Here is a 22,817-nt window from a genome sequence, read left to right as displayed (position 1 = left end):
TGATTCCCTTCGAGGGTGGTTCAGTCGATTTCCGGCACACGCGCGAGACGGCGGCGCTGCCAGCCTTTTTCAACGAAATGCAGATAGACGATGCCCGGCACGCCGAGCAGCAACTCGCGCGCACGTTTTACAAGCGACAGCGCGAGCGCCGCTTCGGGCGGCAGGCCGACGAGACGTGCGAGCAGCAGATAGCCGCCTTCCTGCACGCCGAGCGAACCGGGAATGGCGAACGCCGCGCCGCGAATGGCCTGGCCGAGACTTTCGAGCAGCAGCGCTTCGGTCCAGCCGACCGGGTGCCCGAGCAGACTCAGCGCGAGCCACACTTCGCCCGTGCCGACCACCCAGCCGACGAGGCTCAGGCCGAAGCTCGCCGCCACCTTGCCGCGTTCGCGATACATCTCGTGGACGGCGGTATCGACCGCTTCGGCGCGTGTGACGAGCGAAGACCAGTCGTGCTTCTTCGAGAAGCGCGCCGCGATGCCGGAGGCGAAGCGCATGGCGCGACCGAAGAGACCGCGCCGCTGCGCCAGATAGAAGCCGAGAATCATCGCGCCGATCACGCCGATGACCGCGAGCACCGCGATCCGTACGGTGGAAGCGGAGCCGCCCGTCGCGTAACCGGTGAGGAGCACGACGCCGACCAGCGCGAAAAGCAATTGCGCGACCGTTTGCATGGTCGTGCTGACGGTAATGACCGCGGCGGCGTCGCGGGCGCGCATGCCGCGCTGCGTGAGATAGCGGACCATGAGCATCGGTCCGCCGATCTGCCCGGCGGGCATCAGGCTATTGACCGATTCACCCGTCCAGCGCGCGAGCAAGGCATCGCGCAAGGAGACGTCGCGTTCCTTGTTCGAGAAGAGACTGCTGATAGCGATTGCATCGATGAAAAGCGGCACGAAATGGAACGCCGCGACGGCGACGAGTCCCCAGCCCGCCGCGGCGAGCGTCGAGGCCACGGAGCCGAAGCCTTGCCAGCCGAGCAGCGCGACGAACAGAACCACGCCGGCCGACAGCAGGAAAGTGCCAGCGCGACTCATGCGGCGCCGTTCTTGCCGCCCTTGCGGCGAAAGACCTGCTTGAAACCGAAGTACGCGATCGAATCTTTCATGTTCGAGATGAAGCGCTGAAACGGCTTCATGTTCGGGTCGGTCACGTATTCGAACGTAAGCGAGACGCGCATTTCATTTTCGCCGAGCGGCGTGATGCGATGACGCAGCTTGTCGCCGTCGAAGAAGACGAGCGCGCCCGGCGGATACTGCACCGAGCCCGGCAGATCGGGAATCTCGGGCGTGCGCGTGTGCAGTTCGTAGTCGAGACGGCAGGAGGAGTCGTCGATGACACCGAGCAGCAGCGTGTAACGGCGGCCGTTGTAATACGAAGTGTCATAGTGCCAGCCGATGTGATCGCCTGGCCGCGTATAGAAATACAGCGCGTAGGCGTGCGCGTCGTCTTCGGGCGAGAGTTGCAGTTTGTCGCCTGTTAGCGTTTCGAGCCACTCGATAAGGGCTTCCGAGCGGTACAGGTCCGCGATGAACGGCGCGAGCTTGTCGAGCGTATGACGGCTCACGCTGCCGCCCGCCTTGTGCCCCGGCAAGTAATTGCGATTCACGGCGGGCATGACATCGTGCACGGCGGCGATCAGGCGTTCGGTGTACTCGCGCGGCAGAAAGTCTTCGAGGTAGAGAAACGCGCCCTGCTTGTCGTAGTCCTGGCGCAATTGCGGCGTCGGCAGCGTCGAGATGCGCGCGGACAACGTCGTGTCGATGTCGCGCGCGCTCGGCGTGGCTTTGCTGGTCCCGTTGCTCGTTTCGTTGAGCTTGTCGTGAAGTGGGGTTGCCGTATCGCTCATCTCACCGCCTGGAAGTCCTTGCCGTTCTCGCTACGCGTTTGCGCCTGGCTAGCGCTCGAGCTCTTCGCGCGACGCTCGCGACGCATCACGCGTTGATAATCCACCGCCACGTAGATCGCGAAAAGCGGCGCGCCGATGGCCGCGGCAATCAGAAACGGCGTCATGCCGTTCAGGATGGTAATCACCGGCAGCAGGTAAAGCACGTCCTCGGTTTCGAAGCCCGCCATCGACGCCTGCTTCGTGGCGGCCTTGCCGACCGTCGACTCGATCCGCATGCGCAGGAAAAAGATCAACGCAACGGCAATGCCCGCGATGCCGCCGAGCCACTGCGCCGAAACGGGCCACGCCGGATGATGCACGCTCACGTAAAAGCCGATGCCCGCGAATAGCAGCACGGTGACGAGCGCGTCGCACGCGAGGTCGTACAGGTGGCCGATCCTGCTCGACTGACCGCTGATACGCGCGAGCTCGCCGTCGGTGTGATCGACGAGATTCGATAGTGCGATCAGCAACGCGCCGAGCGTGCAAAGCCAGAACGAACCGAGCGACAAATAGTACGCGCCGCCAAGACCGATGGCGAGCCGTAGTGTCGTAAGGTGATTGGGCGTTACCGGCGTTCCGACGAGCGGCGTAACGAGACGGCGGGCAATGCGCGCGTCCCATGTCGATGGTTCGGGAACGGCTTTCGGGCTGGGCGGACACGATTTTGTCATCACGCGAATATATCGCTATTTCGCGCAAGCTGCATATATTGCGACTCATTCCGACGGCGTCGGAACCTTGTTTAGCGGGGCCGGACGCGTGTTTTGATCCATGCCCGCTCGCCGCAAACGATTGTCGCGATTCGCCCCGAAGCAAATATTTCCGATTCGTTTTGACGGAACAGGCGCCCCGTTTCGATTCGGGGCGCTTGCGGATCACTGAATGGTCGCGGGCGGCGGCGCGTTGCGCGGCGGCGGAGGCGGTGGCGCATTGGGCGGTGGAATGGGAACGCTGCGCTCGTTGCCGATGGATGCCGTGGTTTCGCTCGACATGCCGCCGTTCTTGTCGACAGGAATGGTGACCGTGCGAACCGTGCCGTTGCCGAGCGGGAAGTCGGCCAGCGCGCTGCGCGTGAGATACGGCATTGCGTGATAGAGCGACGGATCTTCCGTGGAATTGACCGCCGTCACCTTATAGACTTCACGCCCGGAAGCACGCTCGTTCATGCGAATCTGCAGCGCGTGGATATAAACCGGGAAGCTTTGATCGACGTAGCCCGTCGGGCCCCACGGGCCACCGCCGTAGCCATAGCCGCCCCAGCCGCCGCCCCATGGTCCGAAGCCCGGGCGCCCCCACGGACCGTACATCGGCCAGGGATCGTAATAGACGGGCTGGCGCACCGTCATCAAATCGCCGCGTACCGAATAATTGAGCGCCACCTTGTAGTTCGCGCTCGCTTCCGGCGCCTGACGGAACGAATACTTCGAAAGCTCGGTGGCGACGAGCGTCTCGTAAGTCGTCTGCTCGATGCTGTTCTGCTGATCGTTGTTGCGCGCGAAGGCGTAGGTACGGGTGGCGTCGCCGCCGCCGCTCCAATCCGAGAACGCGGTGACCTGCGTCTGCACGTAGGTCGTGCAGCCGGCAAGCCAGAGCACGCCAAGCGCGAGCGCCGCGCGGGCCAGCATGCGCCACGGGCCGCTGCCTTCGATCCGGGAAATCATGGTCTTCCTCGCTTCGTTCAATGTCGTGCCGGTTTGAGCCGCTCTTGCTGTGGCCGCGGACGCCTCGCTGACCGTCCGGCTTCACGATCGGCGGGCGTTCAGTACAATGGTTCGACATGCCGCGCCCGCTTTTGTGCCCAAAACCACCCGGCTCACGAGCGCGACCGCGCCGCTCAACTCACTCAAGATCTTGCCATGTCCACCACGACCGAAACGACCGCATCCACCGTGATCCGCCGCCAGGACTACACGCCACCCGCGTTCCTGATCGATTCCGTCGCGCTCGAGTTCGACCTCGTGCCCTCGCGGACCGTTGTCAGAAACAGCATGCGTCTGCATCGCAACCCGGACGCGGCGGACAACACCGCGCGGCTCGAACTGATCGGCGAGCAACTCGAATTCGTTAGCGCGACCATCGACGGCAAGCCGCATACGGACGTCCGTGTAAGCGATAACGGTCTGTCCATCGGCAATATTCCGGGCGACGCGTTCGAACTCGTCATTGAAAGCGTCTGCAATCCTGCCGCGAACACCACGCTGTCCGGGCTTTATGTGTCGAGCGGCAACTTCTTTACGCAGTGCGAGGCGGAAGGTTTCCGGCGCATCACCTATTTCCTCGACCGTCCGGACGTGATGGCAACCTACACCGTGACCCTGCGCGCCGACAAGACCGCGTATCCGGTGCTGCTCTCGAACGGCAATCTGATCGATGAAGGCGACCTGCCCGACGGCCGCCACTTCGCGGTCTGGGAAGACCCGTTCAAGAAGCCGAGCTATCTCTTCGCGCTGGTCGCCGGCAAGCTGGTGAGGATAGAAGAGCGCATTCAGTCCGGTTCGCGAGAGAAGCTGCTGCAGGTCTGGGTCGAGCCGCACGATCTCGACAAGACGCGCCACGCCATGGATTCGCTCATCCATTCCATTCGCTGGGACGAGAAGCGCTTCGGGCTGGAACTGGATCTGGACCGCTTCATGATCGTCGCGGTCAGCGACTTCAACATGGGCGCAATGGAGAACAAGGGCCTCAATATCTTCAACACGAAGTACGTGCTGGCCAATCCGGAAACCGCGACCGATATCGACTTCTCCAACATCGAAGCGGTCGTCGGACACGAGTACTTCCATAACTGGACCGGCAACCGCGTGACTTGCCGCGACTGGTTCCAGTTGAGCCTGAAAGAAGGCCTCACTGTCTTCCGCGACCAGGAATTTTCCGCCGATATGGCCGCGGGCGACGTGGATGGCGCGGCGAGCGCGGCCGCGCGCGCGACCAAGCGGATCGAGGACGTGCGCGTCTTGCGTCAGATGCAGTTCGCCGAGGACGCCGGCCCGATGGCGCATCCGGTGCGCCCGGAAAGCTACGTCGAGATCAATAATTTCTACACGATGACCGTCTACGAGAAAGGCTCGGAAGTCGTGCGGATGTATCAGACACTCTTTGGCCGCGAGGGTTTTCGCAAAGGCATGGACCTGTACTTCCAGCGCCACGACGGTCAGGCCGTGACTTGCGACGACTTCCGTCACGCCATGGCCGACGCTAATAACCGCGACCTCGCGCAATACGAGCGCTGGTACAGCCAGGCGGGCACGCCGCGTGTGTCGGTGCGCGCTTCCTACGACGCCGCCGCCAAGCGCTACACGCTGACGCTCGCGCAAGGCTACGCCGAGGGCAACCAAGCCGCGCGCGCCACACAACAAGGTCCGCTCCTGATTCCGTTCGCGGTCGGTCTGATCGGCGCGAATGGCGCGGATTTGCCGCTTCGTCTCGAAGGCGAAAAAGAGCCGAACGGCACGACGCGCGTGCTCGAATTCGCGGAGCGCGAACAGTCGTTCACTTTCGTCGATGTGAGCGAAGCGCCGCTACCCTCGCTGCTGCGCAATTTCTCGGCACCGGTGATCGTCGAATTCGACTACACGAACGAACAACTGGCGTTTCTGCTGGCCCACGACAGCGATCCCTTCAATCGCTGGGAAGCCGGTCAGCGGCTCGCCACGCGCGAACTGCTGGCGCTCGCCGCGCGCGCGGCCAAGGGCGAAACGCTCACGCTCGATAGCGACATCATCGCGGCATTTTCCCGCGTACTCGACGACACCACGCTCACGCCCGCTTTCCGCGAACTCGCAATGATGCTGCCATCGGAAAGCTATCTCGCCGAGCAGATGTCCGTCTCCGACCCCGCCGCCGTGCACGCGGCGCGCGTGTTCATGAGCCGCCAGCTCGCGGCAGGACTGCGCGACAAGTGGCTCGCCGCTTACGAGGCGAACCGCACGCCGGGCGAATATCGTCCGACACCGGAAGATGCGGGCAAGCGCGGCCTGAAGAACCTCGCCCTTGCCTACCTGAGCCAGCTCGACGACCCGAGCGAAGCCATCAGGCTCGCCGAGGCTCAGTACGATTCGGCCGACAACATGACGGATCGTTCGGCGGCGCTTTCCGCGCTGCTCCTGGCAAGCGCGACAGCGGGCGCCGATCCCACCGTCGCCGACACCGCGCTCGACGACTTTTATCGCCGCTTCGAGCACGAGGCGCTCGTCATCGACAAGTGGTTCGCGCTGCAGGCGACGCAGCGTGGCGGGCCGGACCGCAAGATCATCGAGATCGTGCGCCAGTTGATGCAGCATCAGGCGTTCACGCTGAAGAACCCGAATCGCGCGCGCTCGCTGATTTTCAGTTTCTGCAGCGGCAACCCGGCGCAGTTCCACGCGCCCGACGGTTCCGGCTACGCGTTCTGGGCCGAACAGGTCATCGCGCTCGATGCGCTCAATCCGCAAGTCGCCGCCCGCCTCGCGCGCGGCCTCGAATTGTGGCGCCGCTTCACGCCACAGTTGCGCGAGAAGATGCATGCGGCGTTGACCGAAGTAGCGTCGAAAGCGAAATCGCGCGATGTGCGCGAAGTCGTCGAAAAGGCGCTCGCCGCTTAATCACTGATTCATCACACTTTTTTACTGTTTAGCGGCCACTGCGTGTTGTTTAGCGCGGTGGCCGTTCTTGCTTATGTCGGGCATCAGCGGCCTCTGTCATACGGAGCGCATGGGGCAAGCGGTTAGAATCATGGGATTCGTCAAACGCTCACGGAGCCCAGCATGTCCATCTCCAGCCGCACTACGCTCACGAAATATCTGATCGAGCAGCAGCGCGAACACCAGAATCTGCCGGCCGACTTGCGTCTTCTGATCGAAGTCGTCGCGCGTGCATGCAAGCAAATCGGTTATCAGGTGAGCAAGGGCGCACTCGGCGACGCGCTCGGTACGGCCGGCAGCGAAAACGTGCAGGGCGAAGTGCAGAAGAAGCTCGACGTGCTGTCCAACGAAATTCTGCTCGAAGCCAACGAATGGGGCGGCAACCTGGCCGCGATGGCATCGGAAGAGATGGAGAAGATCTTCCCGATCCCGAATCGTTATCCCAAAGGCAACTATCTGCTGACCTTCGATCCGCTCGATGGATCGTCGAACATCGACGTGAACGTGTCGATCGGCACCATTTTTTCGGTGCTGCGCTGTCCGGACGGCGCGGAGCCAAGCGAGGAAGCGTTCATGCAGCCGGGTTCGGCGCAGGTCGCCGCGGGCTATGCGGTGTACGGCCCGCAAACCGTGCTCGTGCTCACGACCGGCAACGGCGTAAACTGCTTCACGCTGGACCGCGAGCTGGGCTCGTGGGTGCTGACGCAGAGCGACATGCGCATTCCGACCGAAACGCGCGAGTACGCGATCAACGCGTCCAACAGCCGTCACTGGTATGAGCCGGTGCAGCGGTATATCGGCGAGTTGAACGACGGCAAGGACGGCCCGCGCAAGGACGACTTCAACATGCGCTGGATCGCGTCGATGGTGGCGGATGTGCATCGCATCTTGAATCGCGGCGGCATCTTCATGTATCCCGCCGACAAGCGCACGCCGGACCGCCCGGGCAAGCTGCGTCTGATGTACGAAGCGAACCCGATGGCGCTGATCGTCGAGCAGGCTGGCGGCGCCGCGACGGATGGCGAGCAACGCATTCTGGATATCGTTCCAACGAGCCTGCACCAGCGCGTGCCGGTGTTTCTCGGCTCGAAGAGCGAGGTCGATCGCGTGACGCGTTATCACTCGGAAAAGAAAGTTTGATTCAGGGTCTTGCCAAATTGGGAAAGGAGTCTCTATAATCTCGTTTCTCTGATGCCGGAATAGCTCAGACGGTAGAGCAGCGCATTCGTAATGCGAAGGTCGGGGGTTCGATTCCTCTTTCCGGCACCAAACGTATCAAGCAAAAAGCCCAGTCAAGTTGACTGGGCTTTTTGCGTTGTGGGGTCTTCCCAATAAACGCAGGCCAACCGAGTCCATATCAGCGATCAGATGGCACCGAAACACCGCGCACACGTAACGCCATGAAAACAAGCCATACGTTGCCTCCGCCACGGTCCTCGAAACGCGCTTCATGCAAACGCCGGTCGCGAGTCTCGAAGCGCGGCAATCAAGCAATCACAAAACTCAGTGCGTCTAAGTTTTCCGAAGCACCGCTGAGAATGGCGAACTGCTGAACGCGCCGCGAAGCAAGTTCAGCCTCCCTCCTCCGCGCTCGTCGCAGAACATGAGTCGCATGCCGCGCTGACTCATCCGCTCATCGACATCAATTACCTCGGTAGACATCCGCCCATATCCTCGACCCACGACGACATTCGTCACGAGATAAAACCGTATATACTGTTTTCTCCACATCAAGAGGAGAAAAAATGAGCACACCCAAAATCGATGCCCCCGCCACCAAGGCTGTCGATGCTCCCAAGAACGCCGTCGCAAAAGACGAGAAGACCGCAACGAAAACCCGGTCGAAGGCTGCGGCGCCCGCATCGGGTGGAGTGAAAAAGCCCGCGAAGAAAGCGGTTGCCAAGCCCATAGCCGGCGCATCCTCGGCTCCCGCGACGAAGTCGAAAACGAAGACGAAGACGAAGGCAACCGAAGCCAGGGAAAAGAAACCGACCGCGCGCGCCCCTGCCGATACAGCCAAACCCGCCGCGACGACCAAACCCGCAGCGAAAGCCAAGCGAGCGAAGAAAGATAAAGTCGTGCGCGACAGCTTCACCATGCCAAGAGCGGACTACGCGAAGATTGCATCGCTCAAGCAGAAGTGTCTCGACAACGGCATCCGCGTAAAGAAGAGCGAACTGCTGCGCGCCGCACTCGCCGTGCTCGACGCCGCGCCGGAAAAGCGCATCGTCGCCGCGATCAAGGCGCTTGAAACCGTCAAGACCGGCCGTCCTGCAAACGCCTGACCGCCGCTCGATCGCGAACCTCGCAACACGTCGAGGAACGCTCCGCTGCCAGTGCAACCGCCGCTGGCAGCGTCATCGACATTGAAGACGCGCAAGGCACCTACGACGCGCATCTGCTCAATGAAACTTTTGTGTCAAGCCACCGATTTTCTCATTCGTGTGTTTTTATGAAATCGATCACAAAAGGCCGCTTTCTTGTAATAGCATTAGCGCACGTTTCTGCCCCGTCAGCGGCTCTTCACAGCTGACGCCAAGAGCCGAAGCCATTCGACGACAAAGGTGGATGAGACATGAGCCATCACATCCAAAAGAACAAAGTGGAGTTCAATTGAAGAAGCGCGCCACTGTTATCTGTCGAAAGGGAAAACGCATTCTTCTAGTGGCACGTCGCCAATCGAAATGGGCCCTGCCAGGCGGAATCCTCAAGCGCGGGGAGCATCTCCCTGACGCCGCGCTTCGAGAACTCAAGGAAGAAACACAACTCTCCGGCAAGTCGGCCAAGTATCTCTTCGACTTCAGGGGCAAGCAAAAGCATCATCACGTCTTCTATTGCGATATCTCCGCTCGCGCCAAGCCGCGTCCGAGCAATGAAATCTCGCGATGCCGCTGGGTGAATCTCGAAGACATTCCACGGCTCATGACGAGCACGCCAACGAACGATATCGTGAAGCTCGTCAGTCATAAGCGTAAGAACGGCCGCGGAAAATAAAGCCGAACCGCGACGCAGACGAGCTCGTCAATCCCGAAAGACGTCACGCGCGTCGGCCGCACATCAACCGTGGCACTTCGCCCGCCTTATCGCGCATATCGACCGGCTCATTGGCATGCCATGCAGATCTCGACCACTGCAAGCCCTTCAACAATCGCTTCGGCTACTGACAGGGCGACACCGTGCTGAAGGCGGCGGCGCATACGCGGGCATCGGTCTCATCTACGACCTACATCGCGCGCGGCCAAGCTGCGAAACCGACACCTACGCGGCCCGCATCGTCCCCATACCATCTCCCCGCAGCTTGAAAATCGCCACCACGTCACGCAACGACCTCGCCTGCTCCGCCAGCGCCTGAGCCGCCGCCGATGCCTGCTCGACCAGCGCGGCGTTTTGCTGCGTCACCTCGTCCATCTGCGTGACGGCCATGTTGACCTGTTCGATGCCCGTGGTCTGTTCCTTCGACGCCGACGAAATCGCGCCGACCACATCGGTCACGCGCTCGACCGAGCCGACGATATCCGCAATGATGCTACCCGCGTCCCGCACGAGCGACGAGCCCGTCTCTACGCGGCCGGCCGACTGCTCGATCAGCTCCTTGATCTCCTTCGCGGCCGTCGCGCTGCGTTGAGCGAGCGAGCGGACTTCCGATGCCACGACCGCAAAACCGCGCCCTTCCTCGCCCGCGCGCGCCGCTTCGACGGCCGCGTTCAGCGCAAGGATGTTCGTCTGGAACGCGATGGCGTCGATCACGGCGATGATCTCGCCCACCTTGCCCGCGCTCTCGGAAATGCCGTGCATGGTCTCGACGACCTTTTCCATCATCTGGCCGCCGCGCGTGGCGGTCTGCGATGCATTCTCCGCAAGCGACGAAGCCGCGACCGCGTTATCCGCGTTCTGACGCACCGTCGCGGTGATCTCTTCCATGCTTGCCGCCGTTTCCTCGAGCGACGCCGCCTGCTCCTCGGTACGCGAAGACAGATTCAGATTGCCCGATGCGATTTCCGCGCTCGCGGTCGCCACGCCTTCCGCGTTTTGGCGCACCTTGCTCACGACCGTCGCGAGACTCGTCTGCATATGCTTGAGCGCCACCAGCAATTCGGCGATTTCGTCCTTGCCGTCGGTTTCGAACTCGTGCGAGAGATCGCCCTTCGCCACGGCGCGCGCGCAACCGAGCGCACGGACGAGCGGACCGGACACCGTGCGGCTGAAGAGATATCCGCCGATCAACGAGAGCGCCAGCACGAAGAGCATCAACGTGACGCTGATGAACGACGCTTGCCGCGCGGCGTGATCGGCGTGCGCGGACACTTCGGCGCTATCGGCGGCAATCTTCTGGGCCGCCTGTTCGAGCAGCGCGGCCGGTTCGCGGTCGACGCCCGCTACGGCGTTATCGCCAGCGGACGGTTCGAAGCCCGCGGCCTTGAACGCATCGAAGCCGCGCCGGTAGCCATCGCCCATTGCGGCGTGTGCGGAAGCAAAGCGGTCGATCAAATCGCGGCTCTCGCCCGCGGGAAGCGTGCGCTTGAGTTCATCGGCCAGTTTGTGCACGGTCGCTTCGCGAGTCTGGAAAGCCGACCAGTACTTCTGCAGTTTCTCGGGGTCCTTGCCGCGCAAGAGCGTGTCTTTCCACTCCTGCACTTGCAACTTGAAGGCGACCAGCGTCGCGGACACCATGCGTTCGCTCGCGACGTTATCCGCGACCACTGTCCGATAGGTGTCGATGGATTGATTGAGTGCAAAAATACCGTATAACGCGCCCGCGAACATGAAAAAGAGCGCGGCGGCAAAAGCGAGCGGGATCTTGAGGCTGAGCTTCATCGAGAGTCTTCAATTCGAGGGTTTACGCGCAATGTGCGCCGATCGCTTTTTTATCGGCTGTCTCGCGGGAAAACTGAAGGCGATGAAACAGGGAACGCATCACGTTGGCGTCGCTTTACGCACGGATAAAGCGCGCTTCGTCTATCCACGCCGCGGCGTTCAACGCGTTCAGACTAGCTTCGCGACGCTGTCGGTCGCTGGCCGTCCGCCGATGTTCGTAAAGGCCGCGTCACCGCCGTTTCGAACTCCAAAGACGCCGGGTACGTAGGCTCCGCGACACATTCCGCTTATCGACGATTCGGTTCGCGAGCCTGCGCACGAAGCATGGATCGCCTCCAGCATCACGATCCAATTTGGTGTGGAATAAACTTTGAAGTTGGAATACTATTCCGAAATAGCTTCGTATTCGCGGTAGCAGGATATTGCGTGCCGTCAAACGCTTCACGCAACATGCGCGGCGCGAGACACCACAAAAGGAGACATGAATGAGCAGGACGACCCTTGCCCTCATCGGCGCCGGCGCGATCGGGCGCATGCATGTGGAACGCGCGCGGCTGCATCCCGATTGCGAGATCGTGGCCGTGGCCGATCCGTCGCCGGCGGCCGAAGCGTTCGCACGCGCCGAAGGCCTGCGCTGGTTCGCCGACTACACCGCCATGCTCGACGAGGTCAAACCGCGAGGCGCGATCGTCGCGACGCCGAACGCGACGCACCTGCAAGTCGGACTGGCGTGCATCGATCGGGGCGTCGCGGTGCTGATGGAAAAGCCTATCGCCGATACCGTCGAGCAAGCCGAACAACTGACCCGCGCGGCGTCGCAAGCGCAAGTGCCGCTCATCGTCGGACATCATCGGCGGCATAACCCGATCCTGCGGCGCGCGCGCGAGATCGTCCAATCCGGCCGCCTCGGCACGCCGGTTGCGGCCATGGCGCTTGCCACGTTCTATAAACCCGACAGCTACTTCGAGATGGCGTGGCGCCGCGAAAAAGGCGGCGGTCCGGTGCTCATCAACCTGATCCACGACATCGACATCATGCGGTTTCTGCTCGGCGAAGTGATCGAAGTTCAAGCGCAGACATCCAACGCGGTGCGCGGCTTCGAAGTGGAGGACACGGCCGCCGTGCTGCTGCGGTTTGCGAGCGGTGCGCTCGGCACGCTCGCGGTCTCGGATTGCGCGGCATCGCCCTGGAACTGGGATCTCGCGGCGGGCGAAGCGGCGCACTACCCGCGTCAGAACGTCAACACGCATTTTCTGACGGGCACCGATGGATCGCTCACGCTGCCCTTGCTCGATGTCTGGGATTACCGCAGCGGCAAAGGCTGGCATGACCCGCTGACCGTCGAACGAAGCACACCGCATCGCGGCGATCCGTATCACGAGCAGCTGCGGCATTTCTCGGCGGTGATCGACGGCAAGGAAGCGCCGGTCTGTTCAGGCGAGGACGCAACGCGCACGCTCGCGACGACTTTCGCGGTGCATCGCGCGGCCGCATCGAGAGCGCCGGTGGCGGTCGCAACAACGGCCGAAGCGAGCATCGGCCGCACGGCATGAGACAGGAGACAAAGCGCATGAATTCGATGACTCAACCCTGGGACGAAGAAGTCGATCTGCTCGTGTTCGGCGCGGGCGCGGGCGGCATGACCGCGGCGCTCGTCGCGCATCACGAAGGTCTGAAGGTGCTCATCTGCGAGAAGACCGACGCGGTCGGCGGCATTACCTCGACCTCCGGCGGCACGACCTGGGTGCCCGGCACGAGCGACAGCGTGCGCGCGGGCGTTCCCGATAAAACCGACGACGCGCGGCGCTTCCTCGCGTCGGTGGTCGGCGATCGCGGCGGCGACGATGCACGCGAGGCGTTCCTGGCGAGCGGCCCGCAGGCCATCGAGGAAATTCAGCGCATCAGCGAGGTCAAATTCGTGGCCGCGGCGGCACATCCCGATTACGTCAGCGGTCCCGGCGCGGCGTTCGGCGGACGCGCGCTCGCGCCCGTGGCCTTCGATGGCCGGCTGCTCGGCGATGACTTCGCCCGCGTAAGGCCGCCGCGCCCCGAGTTCATGGGCTTAGGCGGGATGATGGTCGCGCGCACGGACCTCGATGCGCTGCTCGAACCGTTCGCGTCGAAGAAAAATTTCACACGCACGTTGTCGGTGGTCGGACGTTATGTCGCCGACCGTCTGCGCCACAAGCGAGGCACGAATCTCGTCATGGGCAACGCGCTCGCCGCGCGTCTCTTCTACAGCCTGCGCAAGCAAAACGTGGAAGTGCGTTTCGAGACACCGTTGCTGGAACTCGTCGTCGAGCACGGCATGGTGACGGGCGCCGTGGTCGGACAGAAAGGCGGCTCGAAGAAGCGCATCGGCGCGCGCCGGGGCGTGGTGCTCGCAACGGGCGGCATCACGCGCAACCCGGCGTTGCGCAAGCAGTTGTTCCCCGCTGCCGCACAACCGTTGTCGCTTTCGCCGCAAACGCACACGGGCGATGGCATCGAGCGCGCGCTCACTCTCGATGCCAGGCTCGACGATGGCTGCGAAAGCCCCGGCCTGTGGATGCCCTGCTCCATCCTGCGTCGCGAAGGCAAGCCCGATAGCGTCTGGCCGCACATTCTTCTCGATCGCGCGAAGCCGGGACTCATCGCCGTGAACGCGCGTGGCGAGCGCTTCGTCAACGAATCGGATTCTTATCACGACTTCGTGATGGGCATGCTGCGCGACAATGGCCAGGGCACGAGCGTGCCGGCGCATCTGATCGTCGATGCCGCGTTCCTGCGCGATTACGGCCTCGGACTCGTGATGAAGAAACGCAGCCAGGCGCGCATTGCCAGCTTCGTGAAGGCGGGATATCTCATCAAGGGCGACACGTTGGCCGAACTGGCGACGAAGCTCAAGGTCGATGCCAGCGGCTTGGAGCGCACGGTCGCCGCGTACAACCGCGACGCGGCGCGCGGCGAAGACCCGCAGTTCAAGCGCGGCGCAAGCGCGATGAACCGCTTCAATGGCGATGCATCGCAGAAGCCCAATTCCTGCGTGCGGCCCATCGGCGCGGGACCGTATTACGCCGTCACGGTGTGGCCCGCCGATCTGGCATGCAGCGCGGGGCTGTCCGGCAACGCCGACGGTCAGGTGCTCGATAACCACGGCAACGCCGTTCCCGGACTCTTCGCATGCGGCAACGACCTCGCATCGATCTTTCGTGGCACTTATCCGGGGCCGGGAACGACGCTCGGACCCGCACTCGTGTTCGGATGGCGTGTCGCGAAATTCGCGGCGCGCGCCGTGCCCGTCGCCGATCCTGAATTCGTGGTCGGGCTGCGGGACATTCCGGTGCGCGTCAGGGTTTGATGCGCTGTCGACGAAACTGAAGCAGCCACAATCGAACACCACGAACCGGCCTGGCACATGAATACTCCGAATCAAATCGACTGCGACCTGCTGGTCGTGGGCTCCGGCGCCTCGGGTCTCGCTGCCGCTGTTACCGCGGCGTGGCACGGGCTCAAAGTGGTCGTCGTGGAGAAGGACGACGTCTTCGGCGGCGCCACGGCGTGGTCGGGCGGCTGGATGTGGGTGCCGGGCAATCCGCTCGCACGACGCGCGGGCATCATCGAAGATCCGCAACAGCCGCGCACGTATCTCAGGAACGAGTTGGGAGATCGTTACGATCCCGAACGCGTCGATGCCTTCCTGGACAATTGTCCGCACATGGTCGGCTTCTTTCACGAGCACACCGCGCTCCGGTTCGTGGACGGAAATCAGATTCCCGATGTGCATGGCCATGTCGAAGGCGCCGCGACGCAAGGGCATCAGGTGATCGCCGCGCCCTACGATGCGCGCGAAATCGGTCCGCTCAACAAGCGCCTGCGCAAGACCATGCGCGAAACCTCGTTCATGGGCATGCCGATCATGGCGGGCGCCGACCTCATGGCCTTTCTGAGCATGACACGCTCGCTCGGCTCGTTCATCCACGTGGCGAAGCGCTTCACGCGTCATTTGCGCGACCTCGCTTTTCACGGCCGCGCAATGCATCTCGTGAATGGCGTGGCGCTCGTCGGGCGCCTTGCCAAGTCCGCCGACGATCTCGGCGTGACCTTGATGGAGTCCGCGCCCGCCAAGCGTCTGATCGTCGAGGATGGCGCGGTGCATGGTGCTGTCGTATCGACGAAGAGAGGCGAAGTCACGATTCGCGCGGCGAAGGGCGTGGTGCTCGCCGCCGGCGGCTTTCCGAACGACCTCACGCGCCGCAAGGCGCTTTTCCCGCGCACGCCGACAGGCCGCGAGCATCTGGCGCTGCCGCCTGAAAGCTGCTCGGGCGATGGCATCAGCCTGGGTGAATCGGCGGGCGGCTCGCTCGTGACGGATGTCGCTTCGCCCGCCGCATGGGCGCCGGTGTCGCGCGTCACGCATTCGGATGGCAGCATCGGGCACTTTCCGCACATCATCGATCGCGGCAAGCCCGGTGTGATCGGCGTGCTGTCGAACGGCAAGCGCTTCGTCAACGAAGCCGATGGCTATTACGACTACACCGCCGCTATGGTCGCGGGCGCGCCCGACGGTCAGGAAGTCGCGTCATGGCTGATTTGCGATCACCAATTCTTGCGCCGATACGGCCTGGGCTACGTGCGGCCCTTCCCGGTTCCGATGCGCCGCTTCATCCGCAACGGCTATCTGCAACGCGGTTATTCGCTGGAAGAGCTGGCCGCCCGCTGCGGTATCGATTCCGATGCGCTGGTTAAAACCGTCATCGCGTTCAATGACCACGCGCGGCGCGGCGAGGACCCGGAATTCGGACGCGGTTCGACGCCCTATAACCGCAAGATGGGCGACCCGTTGCATCAGGGGCCGAACCCGTGTGTGGCGCCTATCGAACACGGTCCGTTCTACGCGGTGAAGGTGTACCCGGGCAGCTTCGGCACCTTCGCGGGATTAAAGACGAACGGCTCGGCGCAAGTGCTCGATTTGCACGACCAGGCGATCGCCGGCCTTTACGCCGTGGGCACGGACATGGCAAGCGTGATGGGCGGATTCTACCCGTCAGGCGGGATCAATCTCGGTCCCGCGATGACCTTCGGCTATGTCGCGGGCCGGCATGCGGCGGGCATCCATCGTTACGAAGACGAAGACGCGGTGCAGGAGGATCTCGTTTTGCCGCTCGACCTGAACCGCGTGCCGACGCCGACGCATTGAAGCGTCAGTAAGTCGCCCGCCCGCCCGATGCATCGAACACCGCGCCTGTGGAAAACGAGCTCTCCTCGCTACTCAACCAGCGAATCAGGGCGGCGATTTCCTGCACGGTGCCGGGACGTCCCATCGGAATCTTGGCTTGCAGCATCTTCATCTGCTCGGGCGGCATCTGCGCGAGCAACTCGCTTTGCACGGATGCCGGCGCAATTGCATTGACGGTGATATTGCGCTGAGCCAGTTCCTTGCCGAGCGACTTCGTAAGACCGATCACGCCCGCCTTCGAAGCCGAATACGCCGACTGGTTCGCATTGCCTTCCTTGCCCGCAATCGACGCCATGTTGACCACGCGTCCATAACCGTTTCTGAGCAGATACGGCACGGCCGCCTTGCAGACGATGAACGTCGCGGTCAGGTTCAGCAGCAGCACCTTGTTCCACGCATCGAGCGGCATCTCCCACACCGACGCACTCGATCCGACGATCCCCGCGCTATTGACCACGATATCGAGCTTGCCCGTCTGCGCCACCGCCGCTTCGAGCGCGGCGCGTACTTCGTCCTCGTTCGTGACGTCGACGCGCTGCGCAATCGCGCGCTCGCCCAGACGTTCCTGGCACGCGGTGAGCCGCTTCTGGTCGATGTCCCATAGGACCACCGTCGCGCCTTCCGACATCAAGCGCTCCGTGCACGCGAGCCCGATTCCCGATGCAGCGCCCGTCACGAGGGCGACGCGTCCTTCGAATGCCTGGCTGATCGTCATGTTCAACCTCGCTGGCTTGCGCGCCGCGCGAAGAAACGACGTGCGGCATCGGTGCAATGGGCTACCTTGCGTGCATCGGATAGATCGGCATCCGCCGCAACCGGCGTCTCGATCACGAGTTGCGCGTCGGCGGGCAAGCGGTCGAGAATCGCATCGAGCGGAATCACGCCATCGCCTAGATGCAGGCGCGCGGTGCGGGCTTCGTTGGCGAGCCCGTCGAGCGACGGACTTCGTTCGATGGCATCGCACAACTGCACGTAGGCAATACGTTCGGCCGGCACCGCGTCGAGTTCTTCCGGGCGCGCGCCGCTACGATGAAAATGCAGCACGTCGAGAATCACGCCCGCGTTGGCGCGCCCCGCCGCATTCAGCAACTCGAGCGTTTCACCAAGCGTGCGCACGTCGCGATACAGCATGAATTCGACGCCCACATGCAGGCCATATTCGGCGGCGGCATCGCACAAGCGGCCGAACAGTTCGATGCGTTCCGGCGCCGATAAAAACGCGTCGTTGGTCAGCAGTTCCGTGCCGACCGCCGAGATATGCGTCGCGCCCAGTTCCGCGCCGGTGGCGAGCGCCGCGCGATAAGTGTCGATATCGGCGGCGGGCGAAAGAATGAACGCTTCCACGTCGAACACGCGGATGTCGTTCGCACGGCACGCCGCCTTGATCTCGCGCACCACGTCTGGCCGGCCGATGACTTCGTGCGCGAGCGGCTTGGGCGTCGCCGTGCGCAAAAGCAAGCCGACCTTGCCGAGTCCCGCCGCCGCGGCGGCCTCGATCAGTGCAACGGGCGCGCCGCCCGCCACGGTCAGGTTCGCCACCGACACGTCATGCAAATTCACTTCCTCGATCATCGTTTCTCCTCAACGCGTATTGAAACCGGTGCTCGCCGACCACCACTTGAGGATCGTGTCGCGATCCTTCAGCGCCTGCGGCAAATCGAGCTTGAGCAGCTTGACGTTCGTAAGCGCGGGCAAGCCCTTCGGCGCGGCAACGTCCTTGCGCACCGGATACGCGCCCGCCGCCGCGAGCCGCGTCTGCGTCTCCGCGCTCAATGCGTAATCCAGAAAGAGCTTCGACGCGTTCGGATGCGGCGCCGTCTTGCTGATCGCCACCGCGTTGAACTGCGCCACCGCGCCCGATGCCGGCACTCTCACTTCAACCGGCACACCTTGCGTGATGAGACCCGTCGCGGCCGTCGTGTTGGTGAAAAAATCGAGCGGACGTTCGCCGGTTTGCAGCTTGGTCGTCATCACGCCCATGGAGGCCACCAGTTCCGCGTTGGTCTTGCGCACGCCCTTGAGGATCGCGCCGCCGGCTTCGGGTCCGTAATGCTGATAAAGACTCGCGATCACCGCGAAGGTCGCGGAAGACGACGCCGGATTCGTCGTCGCCACGAGTCCGTCCCATTCGTCCTTCGGCTTCGCGTAGTCCTGCCAGTCGGCGGGAATGGGCGCAGAACCGATCGACTGCTTGTTGTAGGCGAAGAGGCACAGCTGGCCGTTGCCGCGCAGATACGTCGTGCCCTGTGCGGGCGTGGCGATGGGCAAGAGCACGCCCTTGTCGCCGTACGACACATCGGCGAGCGTGCCCGACGCGCCCGCCGTGATGATGGTGTCCTCGGCCTGATAGAACACGTCCATCACCGGACGTCCCGCCTGCTGTTCGCCGATGAAGCGGTTATAGATCTGCCAGGCGTCGCCGGTCGCGGTCGTCACGTCGATGCCCGGATACTTCGCGGTGAATCCCTTGACGATGATCTGCACCGTGAAGAGATCGCCATACACCACGAGCTTGCCTTCCTTCTTCGCATCCGCGATCAGCGTGCTGTCGGGCTCGGCGTGCGCGATCAGCGGCGAGATGCCGAGCGCGAGCGCCGCGCTTCCGAGCGAGAGTGTCTGGACGAGGCGGCGCCGTTTTATCGAAGTGGTCATGTTGTCTCCTGATGATTTGTAGTCGTTCGGCTATTTCAGGTCGAAGCGTTCGGTGATGAGCGCGTCGTCGCGACGGAAGTGTTCGAGATGCGCAAGCTCGTCATAGTCCAGCCGGTACGCCTGCGCGTAATGCCCGGCTGAACGCACGCGTCCCGCGACGCCGCTTGCCACGAGTTGCTCGCGCACGTCCTCGAGACACGCGGCCAGTTCGTATCGATCGAAACCTTCGAGGATCACCACGCCCACCGCTTCGTTGCCCTCGCGCCCGGCCGGCAATGCTTCGCCGACGCGGATCGGCACGTTCCATTCGGGCGCGGCGAGATGCGCGCCGACCACGGGCGACAAACGCGTGAGGTCATCCACGAGCGCCGCGAGACGCGGCGCATCCTGCCGTGCATCGTCGGCGAAGTCGATCAAGAGCGTCGCCACCGTGCCGCCCGTGCCGCCGCCCGCGCTTGCCAGCACTGAGCAGTGATACGCAATGCGGTCGCGGTAATGCGGGCGCATCTTCAGAAACCAGGCGGTCTCCGTCACCTTGCACTTCGCGTGCTTCTCGTCGGTGAGCACGTCAAGACTCGTCAGCCCGTAAAACGTGAAGAAGCGCGGCATGTCGCCTTGTCCGTCGATACAGCGCCGCGCCCAGCGGATGCCGTCATCGCCGAGATAGGCCATGTGCTCGGGCACGTGGTCGCGCGTGTGCATCAGCGCAAACTCGCGGCCGTAGGCGGGCGGGATGTCGTTCCACATGGTAAAGAGACCGGTGCCGACAGCGATCATTGAAGCTCTCCTCTCATCAGATGCAAATGCTGGGGCGCGACGCTCAGGGTGATTTCATCGCCGTTGGCGTAGCGTTCGAAGCCGGGCGTCACCACGGTCTGATCGCCGAGCGGCGTTTCCACGCGCAACTCGCGCCGGTCGCCGACGAACGAACTTTCACGCACGCGGCCCGGCACGCCCGCGTGCGAGCGCGCCTGCACGCGCCACGCTTCGGGCCGCACCATGCAGAGCGCTTCGTTGCCGTTGGCGGCGCCCGTCACATCGCCCTTCACGACGATCTGCCCGGATTGCGCCACGACTTCCGTTTCGCCCGCGTGCGAACGCAGCGCAACCGGAAAGAGATTGGCCTTGCCGAGAAACTCCGCGACATAGCGCACTGCCGGCCGGAAATACAGTTCCTCGGGCGCGCCGCGCTGCACGATACGTCCGCGATCGAAGAGAAAGATTTCATCGGCGAGCGACATGGCTTCTTCCTGATCGTGCGTGACGAACAAGATGGTCGCGCCGATGCGCCGCTGCAGATTGCGAATCTCGTGACGCATCTCCACGCGCAGTTTCGCGTCGAGATTGCTGAGCGGCTCGTCCATCAGGATGAGACGCGGATCGGCCACGAGACAGCGCGCGATCGATACGCGCTGCTGCTGGCCGCCCGAGAGTTGCATCGCGCTGCGATCCACTTGCTGACCGAGCCCCACCGAAGCGAGCGTGTCGCGCACGCGCGTGTCGATGGCCGCATGCGCCGTGCCGCGCGCCCGCAGCGGCAGCGCGACGTTTTCCATCACGCTCAAATGCGGCCAGATGGCATACGACTGAAACACCATGCCGAGTTCGCGTTTCTCGGGCGGCAGGTCGATGTTGCGCGTCGATGAATACACGGTGCGCCCGTCGATCTCGATCTCGCCGCTCGTCGGCTGCTCCAGCCCGGCAATGCAGCGCAAGGTCGTGGTCTTGCCGCAGCCGCTCGCGCCCAGCAGCACCGTGATGGCGTTCGGGCGGAACTGCACCGTGAGATCGTCGATGGCGTGCACGCCGCCGAAGCGCTTGGTGAGGGACTGAATGGCAACGGTCATGGCGTGGACTCTCGTATCGGGTGATCGTATGGCGCGCGTCAGACAATCGAACTCTCGCGGCGGCGCGTGATGACGGCGACCGCCGCCATGACACCCACGCCCATCATCAGTTGCAGCAGCGAAAGCGCGGCCACTTGCGAGAATTGGCCGATCGACCAGGTATCGAAGCTGAGGATGGAAAGCGTGCGCGTCTCGGCGGTATAAAGCGGCAGCACGATGGAAAGCTCGGACACGAAGATGCTGTAGATCATCACCCAGCTCGAAATCACGCTCGGCATGATGAGCGGCAACGTGATGCGTGACAGCGCGCGCGTCCAGCCGTAGCCCGAGATGCGCGCGCTCTCTTCGAGTTCGGGATGAATCTGCACGAGACTGCTGGAAATGGCGCGCACCGAGTAGCTGATGTAGCGCCCCACCAGCGCGATGATGATGATCCACACCGTGCCGTACACGCCGACCCACTTCGGCATGGCGACCCAGAAGAAGAACACGCCGAGCGCGAAGGCGAGACTCGGCACCGACATCGGCAAAAGGACGATGGCTTCGATCCATTGACGGCCGCGCATCTTCGAGCGCGTCGTGAACCACGACACCGCGACGCCCAGAACCGTCGTCGCGCTCGCCGCGATGATCGTGATGAGAAGGCTGTTGACGAAGGTCGTGCGCACGTCCACCGTGGTCCAGAGAAAGCGCAGGTTGTTCCAGGTGAAGTGTCCCGACCACGCGTAGGTCGAAAACGCCGCCGCCGCGATGATCGCAATCGGCGCGAAGACCGTGAGCGCGAGATAGCACCAGATAGCGGCGGCGATCGCATGACGGCTCGCGCCGAGCTTCATCAGGCGCGGCCTGAATCCCTTGCCGGTGACGGTGACGAAGGAACGGCCGCGCAGCATCCATTGCTGCACGAGATTGGCCGCGACCGAAAGCACCATGAGATAGATCGCCAGCACGGCAACGATGCCCGCATCGGGCGGAAACTGCTGCAATTCGAGGTAGATGCGCGTGGTGACGAGATAAATCTCCTTCGCCATGCCAAGCAGCACAGGCGTGCCGAAGAGCCCGAGACTGATGACGAACGCGAGCACCGCGCCCGACAGAATGGACGGACCGACCACCGGCAGCGTGATGACGCGCATCGTGCGAAAGCGGCTGAGGCCGGCCACTTGCCCGGCTTCCTCGAGACTCGGGTCCATGTTCCGCAGCGCGCCGGCGACGATCATCATCACGTAAGGCGCGATGTAGATGCCCATCACCCAGACGATGCCGAGATACGAGTACACGTTGAACGGCTGGCCGATGCTCATCCACTTCGCCGCCACGTTGAAGATGCCGATGCGCGGCGCGCCGAACAGAATCCACGCAAACGCGCCGATGAACGGCGGAATGAAGATCGGCATGGCGGCGGCGCGTTCGAGAAAGCCGCGCCACGGCACGTTGGTGCGCACGAGACACCACGCGAGCATGACGCCGAGCGCGGTCGCGAGCAGCATGGAACCGAGCGCGATGACGAGCGTGTTGCCCATCGCGATCCAGTAGCTCATATCGCCGAATACCTTGCCGAAAGCGGCAAGCGATGCGCTGGCATGACCATTGTCGATACGCACGAAGCCGCGCAGGATCAACGCGCCGAGCGGCAGGACGATCAGCACGGCGAGCGCCGCGATGAGCAGCGCGAACATGCCGATCTGGTTCAGACGGCGCGTGGAGATGCCCGCGCGCGTTGCGGGCGCGCGGTCGGCGGCAAGCGGCTGTACGTGATGTGGATTCAAACTTCG

The 22,817-nt window shown here is 63.3% G+C and carries 19 protein-coding genes and 1 tRNA gene; 8 read left to right on the top strand and 12 right to left on the bottom strand.

All coding sequences use genetic code 11. The features are described 5' to 3' along the window. Positions 1-20: 20 nt before the first annotated feature. The 4 genes from NCR40_RS03560 to NCR40_RS03545 form a co-directional block, all read right to left on the bottom strand. A complete protein-coding gene (locus NCR40_RS03560; protein WP_250492011.1) occupies positions 21-1,037 on the bottom strand; it encodes a flippase-like domain-containing protein in 1,017 nt (338 codons plus the stop codon). After that, on the bottom strand, positions 1,034-1,849 hold the full coding sequence (locus NCR40_RS03555) for a HalD/BesD family halogenase (RefSeq protein WP_250508722.1): 816 nt from the start codon (positions 1,847-1,849) through the stop codon (positions 1,034-1,036). The genes NCR40_RS03560 and NCR40_RS03555 overlap by 4 nt, the downstream gene beginning before the upstream one ends. Then, the gene (locus tag NCR40_RS03550) at positions 1,846-2,562 is read right to left on the bottom strand and encodes a CDP-alcohol phosphatidyltransferase family protein (protein WP_244827987.1); all 717 of its coding nucleotides are present in this window, start codon (positions 2,560-2,562) and stop codon (positions 1,846-1,848) included. The genes NCR40_RS03555 and NCR40_RS03550 overlap by 4 nt, the downstream gene beginning before the upstream one ends. 204 nt (positions 2,563-2,766) lie before the next feature. After that, positions 2,767-3,552 carry a DUF4136 domain-containing protein gene (locus NCR40_RS03545; RefSeq protein WP_502800963.1) on the bottom strand — a complete coding sequence of 262 codons (786 nt, stop codon included), beginning with the start codon at positions 3,550-3,552 and terminating at the stop codon, positions 2,767-2,769. 195 nt (positions 3,553-3,747) lie between these two features. Here NCR40_RS03545 and pepN point away from each other — a divergent pair, with 195 nt between their 5' ends. The 3 genes from pepN (at position 3,748) to NCR40_RS03530 (ending at position 7,779) form a co-directional block, all read left to right on the top strand. After that, complete coding sequence (pepN, locus tag NCR40_RS03540; protein WP_250508721.1) at positions 3,748-6,471, top strand: aminopeptidase N; 2,724 nt, start codon at positions 3,748-3,750, stop codon at positions 6,469-6,471. 162 nt (positions 6,472-6,633) lie between these two features. Then, on the top strand, positions 6,634-7,650 hold the full coding sequence (locus tag NCR40_RS03535) for a class 1 fructose-bisphosphatase (protein ID WP_244827384.1): 1,017 nt from the start codon (positions 6,634-6,636) through the stop codon (positions 7,648-7,650). Between the two features lie 53 nt (positions 7,651-7,703). Continuing rightward, positions 7,704-7,779 (top strand) — tRNA-Thr (locus NCR40_RS03530). A 373-nt stretch (positions 7,780-8,152) separates the two neighbouring features. Here NCR40_RS03530 and NCR40_RS31440 read toward each other — a convergent pair. Next, entirely contained in the window at positions 8,153-8,608 is a 456-nt protein-coding gene (locus NCR40_RS31440) for a hypothetical protein (RefSeq protein ID WP_350029286.1), read from the bottom strand. Here NCR40_RS31440 and NCR40_RS31435 point away from each other — a divergent pair. Both NCR40_RS31435 and NCR40_RS03520 read left to right on the top strand, forming a co-directional pair. Continuing rightward, positions 8,607-8,795: a hypothetical protein gene (locus NCR40_RS31435; RefSeq protein ID WP_350029285.1), complete on the top strand. Its 189-nt coding sequence runs from the start codon at positions 8,607-8,609 to the stop codon at positions 8,793-8,795. The genes NCR40_RS31440 and NCR40_RS31435 overlap by 2 nt on opposite strands. 328 nt (positions 8,796-9,123) lie before the next feature. Beyond that, positions 9,124-9,504, top strand: coding sequence for an NUDIX hydrolase (locus NCR40_RS03520; RefSeq protein ID WP_250463896.1), 381 nt, complete (start codon positions 9,124-9,126; stop codon positions 9,502-9,504). A 264-nt stretch (positions 9,505-9,768) separates the two neighbouring features. Here NCR40_RS03520 and NCR40_RS03515 read toward each other — a convergent pair whose 3' ends face one another. Next, positions 9,769-11,325: a methyl-accepting chemotaxis protein gene (locus tag NCR40_RS03515; RefSeq protein ID WP_250463893.1), complete on the bottom strand. Its 1,557-nt coding sequence runs from the start codon at positions 11,323-11,325 to the stop codon at positions 9,769-9,771. 485 nt (positions 11,326-11,810) lie between these two features. Here NCR40_RS03515 and NCR40_RS03510 point away from each other — a divergent pair, with 485 nt between their 5' ends. Genes NCR40_RS03510 through NCR40_RS03500 form a run of 3 tightly spaced genes read left to right on the top strand, consistent with a single transcriptional unit; the run spans position 11,811 to position 16,504 of the window. Further along, complete coding sequence (locus tag NCR40_RS03510; protein WP_250463890.1) at positions 11,811-12,878, top strand: Gfo/Idh/MocA family protein; 1,068 nt, start codon at positions 11,811-11,813, stop codon at positions 12,876-12,878. Between the two features lie 17 nt (positions 12,879-12,895). After that, positions 12,896-14,665 (top strand): FAD-dependent oxidoreductase, encoded by a 1,770-nt coding sequence (locus NCR40_RS03505; protein ID WP_250508719.1) that lies wholly within the window; start codon positions 12,896-12,898, stop codon positions 14,663-14,665. Between the two features lie 57 nt (positions 14,666-14,722). Continuing rightward, positions 14,723-16,504 carry an FAD-dependent oxidoreductase gene (locus NCR40_RS03500; protein WP_250508718.1) on the top strand — a complete coding sequence of 594 codons (1,782 nt, stop codon included), beginning with the start codon at positions 14,723-14,725 and terminating at the stop codon, positions 16,502-16,504. Between the two features lie 4 nt (positions 16,505-16,508). On the opposite strand, the gene NCR40_RS03495 is transcribed toward NCR40_RS03500, so the two are convergent. Genes NCR40_RS03495 through NCR40_RS03470 form a run of 6 tightly spaced genes read right to left on the bottom strand, consistent with a single transcriptional unit; the run spans position 16,509 to position 22,811 of the window. After that, entirely contained in the window at positions 16,509-17,258 is a 750-nt protein-coding gene (locus NCR40_RS03495; protein ID WP_284507686.1) for an SDR family NAD(P)-dependent oxidoreductase, read from the bottom strand. Positions 17,259-17,260: 2 nt separating this feature from the next. Further along, on the bottom strand, positions 17,261-18,115 hold the full coding sequence (locus NCR40_RS03490; protein WP_250508717.1) for a sugar phosphate isomerase/epimerase family protein: 855 nt from the start codon (positions 18,113-18,115) through the stop codon (positions 17,261-17,263). A 9-nt stretch (positions 18,116-18,124) separates the two neighbouring features. After that, complete coding sequence (locus NCR40_RS03485) at positions 18,125-19,195, bottom strand: ABC transporter substrate-binding protein (RefSeq protein WP_250463878.1); 1,071 nt, start codon at positions 19,193-19,195, stop codon at positions 18,125-18,127. Positions 19,196-19,225: 30 nt separating this feature from the next. Then, on the bottom strand, positions 19,226-19,972 hold the full coding sequence (locus tag NCR40_RS03480; protein WP_250508716.1) for a hypothetical protein: 747 nt from the start codon (positions 19,970-19,972) through the stop codon (positions 19,226-19,228). Beyond that, complete coding sequence (locus NCR40_RS03475) at positions 19,969-21,042, bottom strand: ABC transporter ATP-binding protein (RefSeq protein ID WP_244827372.1); 1,074 nt, start codon at positions 21,040-21,042, stop codon at positions 19,969-19,971. Before NCR40_RS03475 ends, NCR40_RS03480 begins: the two co-directional genes overlap by 4 nt. Before the next feature lie 38 nt (positions 21,043-21,080). Next, positions 21,081-22,811 (bottom strand): ABC transporter permease, encoded by a 1,731-nt coding sequence (locus NCR40_RS03470; RefSeq protein ID WP_250508715.1) that lies wholly within the window; start codon positions 22,809-22,811, stop codon positions 21,081-21,083. Between the last annotated feature and the right edge of the window lie 6 nt (positions 22,812-22,817).

The organism is Caballeronia sp. GACF4 (assembly GCF_023631025.1).
Classification (GTDB): domain Bacteria; phylum Pseudomonadota; class Gammaproteobacteria; order Burkholderiales; family Burkholderiaceae; genus Caballeronia.
Note: the sequence above shows the minus strand (reverse complement) of the source record. Positions and strands in the feature narration are given on the sequence as shown.